The following is an 11,843-nucleotide window of genomic DNA, read 5'->3' on the forward strand; positions in this document are numbered from 1 at the left end:
TTGGCGCGACGCTAAGCAATCGCGCCGGCCGTAATGCGCAAGCCGACGACGCCGGACAGAATGAGTGCGATGCATACCACGCGCGCCACCGACGCCGATTCGCCGAGGAAGATCATGCCGATGACGGCCGTGCCGGCTGCGCCAATCCCTGTCCAAACTGCATAGGCCGTGCCGACCGGAAGCGATCTGAGCGACGTGTTCAACAACCAGATGCTGCCAAGTCCTGTGATGGCGGCATAAACGCTTGGCCAGAGCCGGCTGAACCCCGCCGACCATTTCATCCCGAAGGCGAAAGCAATTTCCAGAAGTCCAGCGACACTGAGCACGATCCAAGACATAGCGAATTACCGATGTAGCGTAGGGGCGATAATAATGAAAACGCCCTCCGGGCAGAGGGCGCCATAGCAGAGCCGGCAATTTCAGCCGACCAGAAGTCGATGCGTGAACAAGCGGTGCAACGTGCGCAGGAAGAGCACGAGAATGGCAGCGCTCAGGAAGGCCAGAATAAGGCCGGCCAGCCCCTTGAGCACCCAGGTATCCGAGTAGGCCGCGTACTTGATGGCCGCATTGGACAGCGCGGCGATCGGGAAGCTGATGGCCCACCACGAGGCAGCGAAGGGAATCGACCGGCGGAAGACCTTGAACGAGAGCGAGATGAACAGGAACAGGCCGAAGTAAAAGAGCAGGCCGGCAAACATGTCCACGTGGTGGGTGACGTTCACGTACGCCAGGAAGCCCACCTCGAACGGTGCAATCATGATGATCAGCGACGGCACCATGCCGGCCGGCAGCGGTTCATGATGCACCACGCGCGAGAAGATCATCGTGAAGAACACGAGCGCCATCATCGTGCCGATGGCAATCGCGAACATGTTGAGCTCGTGCGCCCACGCCATCGGCATCGTGCCCCCGGCCACGGCGATATCGAGTGTGGCAACGCCGGGAATCAACCAGGCCGGCGCCGCGTGGGCCGGATCCTCCTGGCCGCGGAACAGCCGACCCGCGATAACGAAGGCCAGACCGATCGTCAGAATGGATCCGAGGGTCCAGACGACTTCGCCGAGCACTGCGCTGTAGAAGCCGACGACGGACGAGAGCAGCAGCACAGCAATCGTGATGGTGCCGAAGAAGTTGCCCGCGACGGGATGATTGAATTCCGCTTTGACGACCGCGGGATACCGCGCCCACTTGACGGCGTAACCGATTGCCAGGACCAGGAACGTGAGGATGGCGATGAGGCCAATCCCCTCCGCGATCTCCACATCGGCGCCGAAGAGCTGATGGGCGCCACGCCACGCAAGCGACAGTCCGGAAATACCCATGACTGACGCAAACAAATTGACGGGAAGGTGCTTTACCGAACTACGCGGCTGAACATATTGCGTAGTGGTGGTGGCATGACTCATGATTTCCTCACTGACTTTCGGTCGTGCGCCGGCGCCGCAATGGCAACCCGGCTCGCTGGAGCGAAGCGTCGCTCGCGCCGTGAGGAAATTATGGGATGCGGTGCGCAAGACCGAAAGTGACGTAATGCGGCAATTCCTGCCAACGTTGTGGCAAACATTGCCACCTGCGGGGAAAGGCGCGCCAGCTATGTGTCAGAGGCGCGTCGCGCGCGCAAGCCGGGGCCTTCGCAAATCGGGATGGCGACCTGCATGAATCGGCACTTCAGGATCGCGTGAGCGTTCGGTACATTGCCGGGACCAGGAGCGCTGCATGACCGAACTTCACATTCCAGGCCGCATTCTCTTCCTCGGCGAAGACCCCGACGCGATCGATGCCCAGCTTCAAGGGCGTGCATTGAATCTTGCACAGGCGGGGTCGCTGCGCAACGATGTGTCGACCGACGAGATCACGCCGATTCCGGTGCTGACGTATTACGACGACCGTCTGGGACGCTATCCCTACGTTGGCCTGAAGGCCGGCGAGCGGACACCGATCGGCACGGACAGCGTGAAGCACGGCGGGTTCAGCGTGACCGTGGCTGGCAAACGCTACGGGAAAGGCTCATCGCGCGAGCACAGTCCGGTCGCGGAACGTCGTGCGGGCATCGTCCTGGTCATCGCGGAGAGCTTCGAGCGCATCTATCGACAGAACGCCGACAACGTCGGCTTGTTCACGTCGACGGACTTCGGACTGATTGACCGAATCCAGCGGGGTGAGGCGATCGACATCGAGGAACTGGTGGCGCCGCGTGACACACTCGCTGCCGCGATTCTGAGGCACGGTGGCTTGCTCAAGTACGGTCAGTCACGCATGCGCGACGTTCGTCCTTATGCCATGGCGAATGCGTCGCCCCGGCCGCAGACCCTCGCGGAGAAGATCCTGTTACGTCATCGCGTCGTGACCGACGATGTCGATGGCGGTCTGCAACCGGGCGCCGGCGGCTTCGTGAAGGCGGACTGGCGCTTTATCCACGAGTACTACACGGGCATGTGCATGCACATGCTGCATGCGGCATTCGGACGACCGACCGTGCTCCACGAGCCGCAGTCGATCATCGCCTTCGAAGATCATCTCTCGTATTCGAATCGTAGCCCGGTGCATAGCCAGAACGGGTTGATGACCGGCGTGTACCACTTGTCCAGCGCGCATCGCGACTTCGTCCGCGAGTACGGCATTCGCCATCATGGCTATCTCGGCGACGCCGACGTGGGCCATGGGAAAGGGTCCGAAGGTATCTCGCACGCCGTTATGGCCGAGCGTTACGCATTGCCGGGTCAGGTCGTGGTCGGCACGGACTCCCATACGCCGCATAGCGGTGCGGTGGGTTGCGTGGCGTTCGGCGTGGGAACGACTGACATGGCCAACAGCATGGTCACCGGTGCGGTGCGCTTGACGGCGCCCGAGTCGCTGCGCATCGATCTCGTGGGTCGGATTCCCGCGGGCGTGACGGCAAAGGACATCGTGCTCGAACTGCTCGCGGCGCCCCGCATCAAGGCAGGCGCGGGCGTGGGCAGGATCTTCGAGTTCACGGGAGAGGCGATCAAGCAGTTGTCGACGGACGAGCGTGCTACGTTGACGAACATGACCGCCGAACTGGGCGGATTCACCGGCATCGTTGCGCCAGACGAGGAAACGGTTCGATTCCTGCGCGAACGCCGAGGCGTGACGTTCGTCATCGAAGACTGGATGCACAGTGATGAGGGCGCGGTCTATGCGGACGTCATTCGCATCGATTGCAGCGCGGTCGTCCCGATGGTGGCGCGGCCGGGCGATCCCGGAAACGGCGTGCCGATCACCGATGTCACCGAAGGGCCGATTCGCTTCGATATTGCCTATGGGGGATCCTGCACCGCCGGCAAGCGTGAAGACTTCGACTATTACCATGCGGTCCTGTCATGGGCGGCGGAGCGCGGACTGAAGGTGCCCTCGCATGTGAAGTTGTATCTGCAGTTCGGGACCGTTGCCGTTCGGGACTACTGCGAGCATCGTGGCTACCTGAAAGCGTTCGAGCAGGTGGGGGCGGAATTGTTGCAGCCCGCATGCGGCGCGTGTGCGAACTGTGGCCCGGGGTCGTCGACGCACGCCGAGCAGGTGACGATCAGCGCCATCAATCGGAACTTCCCAGGGCGCTCCGGACCCGGCAAGGTTTGGCTGGCCAGTCCGCCGACGGTCGCCGCGAGCGCCATCGCCGGTGAGTTGGTGTCGTTTGAGGAATTGCAGCGACGGTTCGGTGATCGCTTGCCGGACGCGCAGTCCCCATCGACGTCGCCGAGAGCGCTCCCGTCGTCCCCGTGTGCCTGAGCAATCCCCGCCCCTTGCGAAGGCTTGAGGGGGAGCGACGCGAGAAACGTGTAGAAAAAAGTGGCGCCAATATACTGGGGTGGAGTATATTGGCGCACCCACACTATGCACCTTCTCCGACATGGCCGACTTCGCCAACCTACTTCAGCAGGGTAACGCGTGGCTTTTCATCCCCAGCGCAATCTTGCTCGGGGCGCTCCACGGACTGGAGCCTGGACATTCCAAGACGATGATGGCCGCGTTCATCGTGGCGATTCGCGGCACGATTGGACAAGCGGTGTTGCTCGGCCTGTCCGCGACGGTGTCGCACACGGCGGTCGTTTGGGGCGTGGCGTTAGGCGGCTTGTATCTCGGCCGGAATTGGGACGCGCAAGCGACCGAGCCGTACTTTCAGATCGCCTCGGCGGTGCTGATCGTCGCCGTCGCCTGCTGGATGGTCTGGCGCACCTGGCGCGACCAACATCACCACGACCACCACCACGGTCATGACCACAGCCACGACCACGAACATGATGAGACGCGCGTCATCGATACGGGGCACGGTCTGGTCCGTCTGGCGATCTTCGAGGAGGGCGTGCCTCCGCGCTTTCGTTTATCCCGCCAAGGACATCACGGCCAGGATTGGGCGGCGGAGAACGTACGACTCGAGACCGAGCGTCCGGGAGGTGCCAAGCAGACGTTCACGTTTGTGCCGCGTGACGGGTATCTCGAATCTGTCGAAGAGATTCCGGAGCCTCACGCGTTCACGGCGCGCCTGCTGCTGGAGCATGGCTTCCATCGTCATGGCTACGATGTCGAGTTCACGGAGCACGATCATTCGCATGGCGGCCTGGACGTGGCTTCGGATGACTACCAGGACGCCCACGAGCGGGCGCACGCCGACGATATCAAACGCCGCTTCGCGAATCGGGACGTCACGACCGGGCAGATCGTGATGTTCGGTCTGACGGGCGGACTGGTGCCATGCCCGGCGTCGATTACGGTGCTGCTGCTTTGCCTTCAACTCAAAAAGTTCGCCCTGGGGGCGGGACTGGTGCTGTGCTTCAGCATTGGACTGGCGCTCACCATGGTGGCCTCCGGCACGCTCGCCGCGCTTAGCGTCAAACACGTGTCCAGACGGTGGAGCGGCTTCGGCGAGTTCGCACGCAAGGCGCCCTATTTCTCCAGCGCCCTGATCGTAATGGTCGGCTTGTATGTGGGCTACCAGGGGTATCTCGGCTTGGCGACAGCGACTCACTGACACACCGTGTATCGGCGATCGGCGGACACCGTGCCCGCCCGAATCCCCTTCTTCCCCATTCCTCCGAGCAGCACATTGCGCGAATGCCGAGCCGGTCGACGTTTCTTATGGCCGCGGCCCACAGCATCGTAGTTCGTCATGATGTTCGTCATTTCGGCAGTTAGATCATAAATTTCGACGAAATGACGCTACATTTCATCCGGCACTCTCCCTAGAATGGATGTGGCGGTGCTTGCACAAACGTCGAAGCCGTCGATTCGGCGCGATGCTGGCCAGCCCTGCCGTTCGACGTTTCCATTCGAGGGGAAGACCATGAAGAAGATCGCCTTGCTTGGCGCGGGACACATCGGCCAGACCATTGCGCGCTTGTTGCACGATAGCGGCGACTACCGGGTCACGGTTTTCGACCGCAACGCGCAGGCGGCTGCCGTGGTGCGCAACCATGCCCACACGTTCGTCGAACTGACGGGATGCGATACCGGCTCGCTGCAACGGGCCATCTCGGGCCATGATGCCGTCGTCAATGCGCTGCCCTACACCATGGCCACGAGCGCCGCTACGGCCGCCGTCGCAGCAGGGTGCCACTACTTCGATCTGACCGAGGACGTGGCCGCGACGCACGCGATCCAGCAATTGGCCGAGGGCGCGTCGACCGTGCTGATGCCGCAATGCGGCCTGGCCCCCGGATTCATCGCCATCGCGGCCCATCATCTCGCGGCCACCTTCGAACAGGTCGACTCCGTGAAGATGCGTGTCGGGGCGTTACCGGCATTTCCTACCAACTCGCTCAAGTACAACCTGACGTGGAGCGTCGACGGGCTCATCAACGAGTACTGCCAGCCGTGCGAAGCGATTCGCGACGGGGTCAGACTGAGCGTTCAGCCGCTGGAGGATCTGGAGCACTTTTCGCTGGATGGCGTGGAGTACGAAGCGTTCAACACGTCGGGCGGATTGGGCACGCTATGCGAGACGCTCAGCGGACGCGTGCGCGATCTCGATTACAAGTCCGTGCGCTATCCGGGCCACGGCGCGTTGATGAAGGTACTGCTCAACGAACTGCGCCTCAAGGACGATCAGGAAACGATCAAGACGATCCTCAAGCGTGCGGTGCCCAGCACCCTGCAGGACGTGGTGCTGATCTTCGTGGTCGTGAGCGGCCTTCGCCGCGGCGTGCTGACGCAGGAAGTCTTCGCGCGGAAAATCTTCGCCGAGCGCAACAACGGCCACAGCGCCAGCGCGATCCAGATCACGACGGCGTCGGCCATCTGCGCGGCGGTCGATATGTTCTTCGGCGGGCAGTTGCCTCAGCGCGGTTTCGTGCGTCAGGAACAGATTGCCCTGGCAAATTTCCTGGCGAACCGGTTCGGCCAGGTCTACGCACACTCGACGCATATCGAATCCCTCTCCTGACGCCAGAGAGGGATCGCCTCAAAAAAAGCACGACGACCCGGCAAGCGGCTTACCCACCACTGGCGCCGGGCCGTCGTCGAGGAAAAGCGTTAGAAGCGATGCTGGATGCCGGCCGTGACGCCGACCTGCGTGTCGGCCGCACCGGTCAGGTCACGCGACAGGCTCACGTTCTGACCATGTTTGGCGAACGCGTAACCGCCAGACAGGTACAGCGCCGTGCGCTTGGACATCGCGTACTGCGCGCGCAGCGAGATCAGCGTCGGATCTGCGTCGCTCGCGTCCTTGATGTTCTGATGATAGATCGCGCCGTACAACGTGAATGCCGGCGTGAAGTCATAGGACCCGCCCAGCCAGTACATGTCGCTGCGCAGCGACGCAGTGCCCGCCGTCACAAACGTCTTCTTGTAGTTCCGGTAGCCCGCCATCACTTTCGCATGGCCAAAGCGATAGCTCGCCCCGGCATGAATTCCCTGGATGTAGTCGGTCGTGTCGGCCGGCGCGACGCTGCTGCCCGCGCCGTTCTGCCGGTCGTACGTGGCGACGAGCGCAAGCGGGCCGTTCTCGTAGCCGACAGCGAAGTCGTACTTCGATGAGGTCTTCGTACTGCCTGCCACATTGCCGAAGCCATACAACGCGCCGAGCTTGAACCCGTTGAACTCACCGTCGTAACGCACGGCGTTGGCCGAGCGCGAGAACAGTCCATCCTTGCGTGCGCCGGTGGCCGTGGCGCTGGTCGCCCACGAGTAGTTCGGCGCGTAGCCCATTGGATCGAACTGAAGCATGTAGTCGTACGTCGTCGTGAATGTACGACCGAGCGTGACCTGGCCCCATTGTTTGTGCTTGAGCCCAACCACCGCACGACGATCGAAGATCGCGCCGGGGCCGTCGTCGAACTGGCCGTTGACGATGCTGATGCCGCTCTCGAGCTGGAAGATGGCCTTGAGGTCGCCGCCAAGGTCTTCGCTGCCCTTGAAACCGAAGCGCGACGTATTCTTGCCGCCGGAAACGGCGCGTGCCGCGCCACCGGCGTCGCTGGCGTGATTCACATATTCCACCCCGGCGTCCATGATCCCGTAGATCGTCACGTTCGATGCCGCGTGCGTCAGGCCGGCGTTGAGCACGCCGATTGCGCTCAATGCGGCCAGACCGATACTGCTTCTTTTCATGGGTGTCTCCTCTCTTATGTTTCTCGTGGTGTTGCGCGGGAGAGCGCCCGCGCGTCGCGTGAAAAGCAGGGGGCGCGCCGACGCGGCGGCGTGCCCGTGTCAGGCTTGCGCCTGCGCGAAGGCCCAACAATCGTTCGCCGGAAATTCCACCCAGTGATGGCCCGGCTCGCGTGCCGTCTGGCCGAACGCTCGGAAGCGCAGCGATCCGCAATGGAACAGGTACTCCCAGCGGTCGCCGAGATACATCGACGTGACGAGCTGTGCGCTCACGCGGTTTTGGCCCGGGCCGTCGGCCACCTGCACGCGCTCCAGGCGAATGACAGCCTGCGCGTCCTGTCCCGGTGCGAGCGTGTCGCGCGCCCGGGCTTGCAGGGCGAAGCCATCGCCCGCGAGCGTGACGAGATCGCCGTCGACGGCGCTCACCGTCGCATCGATCCGGTTGTTGCTGCCCATGAATTCGGCCGTGTACAGCGAGCGCGGCGCGCCGTAGAGTTCGGCAGGCGAGCCTTCCTGCTCGATGCGTCCGTTGCGCAGCAGCAGGATCCGATCCGACATCGCCATGGCCTCTGTCTGATCGTGCGTAACGCACAGCGCCGACAATCCGAGCGAGACGATCAGCTCGCGCAGCCACGCACGCGCTTCTTCGCGCAACTTGGCGTCGAGGTTCGAGAGCGGTTCGTCGAGCAGAATGACGGGCGGGTTGTAGACCAGCGCACGCGCAATGGCCACGCGCTGCTGCTGTCCGCCCGAGAGCTGGAACGGAAAGCGCGCCGCCAGATGACCGAGGCCAAGCTGGTCGAGTGCGTTCTGCACGCGCTCGCGCCGCTCCGCCGCACCGACCTTACGCAGCTTCAGACCATAGCCAACGTTGTCCGCGACGGTGCGATGCGGCCACAGCGCGTATGACTGGAACACCAGGCCGAGCGAGCGTTGCTCGACAGGGCAGTCGATGCCCTGTGCGCCGTCGAAGAAGACCTGATCGTCGAGCGCGATGCGGCCTTGCGACGGCTGTTCGAGCCCCGCCACCGCGCGCAGCAACGTGGTCTTGCCGCTACCCGACGCGCCGAGCAGACACACGACTTCACCCGCTTTGAGTTCGAACGACACGCCCTTGAGGATCGGGTTGGCGCCGTAGCTCAGAAAGAGGTTGTCAACGATGAGCTTATCCATGCAATTTGACTCCGAAGCGCAACGCCACGCCCAGACCGGCGCCGACCATCGCAATGTTGATGACAGAGAGCGCGGCGACCTGATCGACCGCGCCGGTCGCCCACAGCGACACGAGCAGCGAGCCGATGACTTCCGTGCCAGGCGAGAGCAAATAGACGGCGGTCGAATACTCGCGCTCGAAGATCATGAAGATGAGCAGCCACGCGGCGAGCAGACCGAAGCGCACGAGCGGCAGGGTGACGTCGAGGCTCACGCGGCTGCGCGTGGCGCCGACACTTCGTCCGGCCTCTTCCAGCTCCGGGCCGACCTGGAGCAGCGCGCTCTGGATGAGGCGCATGCCGTACGCGAGCCACACGACCGTATAGGCTACCCAGATGCTCCACATCGAATTCTTGAGTTCGCGCAGTCCGGGCACGAACAGAAAGATCCACAGGAAGGCCAGACCGGCGAGCAGGCCAGGCACGGCGCGAGGCAGCAGCACGAGATAGTCGAGCAGCTTCGTGGCCCAGTCGTTGCGCCGGTGGCCGGCGAATGCCACGAGCGAGTAGAAGCCCACCGCGATGGCGCCGCCGATCACGCCGATGCCCAGCGTGTTGAGAATGGCGCGCACGAGATTGTCTTGCTCGAAGAGCTCGGTGAAGTTTGCGAGCGTGAGCACGTCGCTCAGGACCACGCCTTCACCCCAATGCGTGACGAACGAGCGCAGCACGATGCCCGAGATCGGCACGAAGACCGTCACCAGCAGCCAGGCACCGACGATCGCCAGCGCGACCCAACGCCACACGCCCAGCGGCAGCGCGGTCTGACGCCCCGCCTTGCCCTTGACGGTCACGTACTTGTTCGCGCGCTTGAGCAGGCGACGTTGCAGCAGCACGAGCGGAAAGGTGATCGCGACGATGCACATCGCCACCGCCGCCATCAGGTGATATGACGGCACACCGAGCTTGTTGGTGAGCTTGTACAGGTATGTCGCCAGCACGAGGTGACCTTCAGGATCGCCCAGGACGAGCGGCAGACCGAAGACCTCGAAGCCGAGGAAGAACACGAGCACGCCAGCGAAGAGCAGGGCAGGCAGGGTCATCGGCAGGCTGACGTCGAGCGCCACCCGGAACGGGCGTGCACCTGCCACGCGGGCCGCCTCTTCCACGTCGGAGCCGAGATTGCGGAGTGCGGCCGACGAGTAGAGGTAGACGTGCGGCACATGCGTGAGGCCGACGATCACGGTGATCGCGAAGATCGAGTAGATCGACCAGGGCGCGTCGAGACCGGTGAGTTCGCGGAACCACACGGCGTAGAAGCCGACGGGGCCGGCGGCCACGACGTAGCCGAAGGCGAGCACCATCGGCGAGACGAACACCGGCGTGAGCAGCAGCGGTTCGAGCCAGCGACGCCCCGGCAAATCGGTGCGCACCATGAGGAAGGCGAGAATGCCGCCGAGCGGGATCGAAATGAACAGCATCCCGAACGCGATGATGAACGAGTTCTTCACCGCCGACCAGAAGTCGGGGTCGGCAAAGACGAAGCGATAGCCGTCGATACCGAACGTGCGGTTGGCATCGAAGAACGGGGCCGAGAGCAGGCTCTGCACGACGATGAACGACAGCGGCAGCATCACGGCAACGGTGAGCACGGCGATGACCAGCCAGCGCGACGTGGCCGCGAGTGCACGCCAGGGTGTAGTGCCGTGAGGTGTCGCCCCGGCAGGGGGACGACCGGCGGGCACCGCAGAGCGGTCAGCGGTAGAAGATGACAGCATGAGGGTCTCCCTGCACCCCGCGGGGCGCATATCGAGAAAGGCTTGGGGAGAGGCAGGCCGCCGATGCGGCCGCCGGACTTAAGGGTGTTGCCGGTGACGCGATGATCGCGGGGCGGGGGCGACCCGTCGTGTCACGTCAGCCATGAAGCGCGTGCGACACGCATGCCGCTCAGCGCTTGATGGACTGCTGCCAGCGCTTGAGGAATTCAAGACGCTTGGACTGATCGAGGTAGACCAGCAGGCCCGCACCGATCGGGATCGGCTTGAGCGCCGAGCCGAGTTGTTGCGTGAGGTTCGCCATCGACGTCTCGCCGTCGACGTCCGCTCGAATCGAGAACAGGTTGGCCTGATTGGCGAGCAGGGTCTGGCCACGCTTCGAGAGCAGATAGTCGACCCAGAGCCTGGCCGCGTTCGAATGCCTGGCCTTCTTCGAAATCATGACGAGACGGCTCACCACCTGCGTGTAGTCGCGCGGATAAACGTAGCCGATGGACGGGTCCTTCTTCGCCTTGGCAAACGCGTAGGAGCCGAGGATGTTGTAGCCGATCAGGTTCTCGCCCGACGAGATGCGCTCCATCATCGCGCCGGTGCTCGATTGCAGCTTCGGGTTGAGCGCGCCGAAAGCGGCCACGAGTTCCCATGTCACCTCCGGGTTCACGCGGGCGTCCTGCGTCAGGTAGTTGAAGCCCACGCCCGACTTTTCGATATCGTAGGTGGTGACCTTGCCCTTGAACTTGGCCGGGTTCGCGTGCAGCAGCTTGATCAGTTCCATGCGCGTCTGCGGTACCTCGTTCGCCGGCAACAAACGCTTGTTGTAGACGATGGCGAGCGGCTCGTACGTTGTGCCGTAGGCCTGCTTCTGATACTGCGCCCATTGTGGAATGTGAGTGGATTCGGGCGATTCGTAGCTCGCCGTCATGCCGTCGTTCACGAGCTTGACCTGAAGGTCCATCGCGGAACTCCAGAGCACGTCGGCGCTGGTACTGTCGGCCGCGCTCTCGCTGATGTAGCGGTTGTACAGCTCGGTGCTGTTCATGTCGTTGTATTCGACCTTCACACCGTACAGCGACTCGAAGTCCTTGATGAGCGGACGCACGAGCGCCGTATCCGTCACCGAGTACACGATGAGCTTGCCTTCCTTCCTGGCCGCGTCGACCGTGGCCTGATAGTTCGCCGGATAGCCGGCGGGCACCTGCGCATGGGCTGCGGGCATAGCGGCTGCGAAGAGCGCTGCGGTCGCGACCATCGCGCCAAGCGATTGCTGTTGCTTCATGTCATCCTCCGGAAGACCCCTTGAATGGGTTTGTCGTTTTCGTGTGGCGCATGGTAATTTGCCGAAACTTTCAATTCGCTT

9 protein-coding genes are annotated in these 11,843 nt (G+C 63.2%); 3 read left to right on the top strand and 6 right to left on the bottom strand.

Features of this window, described 5'->3' with window-relative positions:
• Positions 1-11: 11 nt before the first annotated feature.
• Both OYT13_RS01480 and OYT13_RS01485 read right to left on the bottom strand, forming a co-directional pair.
• The gene (locus tag OYT13_RS01480; protein WP_017235738.1) at positions 12-338 is read right to left on the bottom strand and encodes a DMT family transporter; all 327 of its coding nucleotides are present in this window, start codon (positions 336-338) and stop codon (positions 12-14) included.
• Between the two features lie 81 nt (positions 339-419).
• Positions 420-1,322, bottom strand: a complete 903-nt coding sequence (locus OYT13_RS01485) for an SLAC1 anion channel family protein (RefSeq protein WP_017235737.1) — start codon at positions 1,320-1,322, stop codon at positions 420-422.
• Between the two features lie 394 nt (positions 1,323-1,716).
• Here OYT13_RS01485 and OYT13_RS01490 point away from each other — a divergent pair, with 394 nt between their 5' ends.
• The 3 genes from OYT13_RS01490 to OYT13_RS01500 all read left to right on the top strand — a co-directional run bounded on the left by OYT13_RS01490 (position 1,717) and on the right by OYT13_RS01500 (position 6,397).
• On the top strand, positions 1,717-3,747 hold the full coding sequence (locus tag OYT13_RS01490; protein WP_261939366.1) for an aconitase family protein: 2,031 nt from the start codon (positions 1,717-1,719) through the stop codon (positions 3,745-3,747).
• A 121-nt stretch (positions 3,748-3,868) separates the two neighbouring features.
• A complete protein-coding gene (locus OYT13_RS01495) occupies positions 3,869-4,987 on the top strand; it encodes a nickel/cobalt efflux protein RcnA (RefSeq protein WP_017235735.1) in 1,119 nt (372 codons plus the stop codon).
• 312 nt (positions 4,988-5,299) lie between these two features.
• Complete coding sequence (locus tag OYT13_RS01500; RefSeq protein WP_026132320.1) at positions 5,300-6,397, top strand: saccharopine dehydrogenase family protein; 1,098 nt, start codon at positions 5,300-5,302, stop codon at positions 6,395-6,397.
• Positions 6,398-6,486: 89 nt separating this feature from the next.
• Here the strand turns inward: OYT13_RS01500 and OYT13_RS01505 are convergent, their stop codons facing one another.
• The 4 genes from OYT13_RS01505 to OYT13_RS01520 all read right to left on the bottom strand — a co-directional run bounded on the left by OYT13_RS01505 (position 6,487) and on the right by OYT13_RS01520 (position 11,735).
• Positions 6,487-7,563 carry a porin gene (locus OYT13_RS01505; RefSeq protein WP_261939364.1) on the bottom strand — a complete coding sequence of 359 codons (1,077 nt, stop codon included), beginning with the start codon at positions 7,561-7,563 and terminating at the stop codon, positions 6,487-6,489.
• A 99-nt stretch (positions 7,564-7,662) separates the two neighbouring features.
• Complete coding sequence (locus tag OYT13_RS01510) at positions 7,663-8,733, bottom strand: ABC transporter ATP-binding protein (protein WP_261939363.1); 1,071 nt, start codon at positions 8,731-8,733, stop codon at positions 7,663-7,665.
• Positions 8,726-10,489, bottom strand: a complete 1,764-nt coding sequence (locus OYT13_RS01515) for an ABC transporter permease (RefSeq protein WP_261939362.1) — start codon at positions 10,487-10,489, stop codon at positions 8,726-8,728. Before OYT13_RS01515 ends, OYT13_RS01510 begins: the two co-directional genes overlap by 8 nt.
• Positions 10,490-10,658: 169 nt before the next feature.
• Entirely contained in the window at positions 10,659-11,735 is a 1,077-nt protein-coding gene (locus OYT13_RS01520; protein ID WP_369751624.1) for an ABC transporter substrate-binding protein, read from the bottom strand.
• Positions 11,736-11,843 lie beyond the last annotated feature (108 nt).

This window comes from Pandoraea sp. XJJ-1 (assembly GCF_026802345.1).
GTDB lineage: Bacteria > Pseudomonadota > Gammaproteobacteria > Burkholderiales > Burkholderiaceae > Pandoraea > Pandoraea cepalis.

Coding starts and splice junctions, on each gene's coding strand:
- OYT13_RS01480 (WP_017235738.1), bottom strand. CDS start 338: ATGTCTTGGATCGTGCTCAGTGTCGCTGGACTTCTGGAAATTGCTTTC.
- OYT13_RS01485 (WP_017235737.1), bottom strand. CDS start 1,322: ATGGGTATTTCCGGACTGTCGCTTGCGTGGCGTGGCGCCCATCAGCTC.
- OYT13_RS01490 (WP_261939366.1), top strand. CDS start 1,717: ATGACCGAACTTCACATTCCAGGCCGCATTCTCTTCCTCGGCGAAGAC.
- OYT13_RS01495 (WP_017235735.1), top strand. CDS start 3,869: ATGGCCGACTTCGCCAACCTACTTCAGCAGGGTAACGCGTGGCTTTTC.
- OYT13_RS01500 (WP_026132320.1), top strand. CDS start 5,300: ATGAAGAAGATCGCCTTGCTTGGCGCGGGACACATCGGCCAGACCATT.
- OYT13_RS01505 (WP_261939364.1), bottom strand. CDS start 7,563: ATGAAAAGAAGCAGTATCGGTCTGGCCGCATTGAGCGCAATCGGCGTG.
- OYT13_RS01510 (WP_261939363.1), bottom strand. CDS start 8,733: ATGGATAAGCTCATCGTTGACAACCTCTTTCTGAGCTACGGCGCCAAC.
- OYT13_RS01515 (WP_261939362.1), bottom strand. CDS start 10,489: ATGCTGTCATCTTCTACCGCTGACCGCTCTGCGGTGCCCGCCGGTCGT.
- OYT13_RS01520 (WP_369751624.1), bottom strand. CDS start 11,735: ATGGTCGCGACCGCAGCGCTCTTCGCAGCCGCTATGCCCGCAGCCCAT.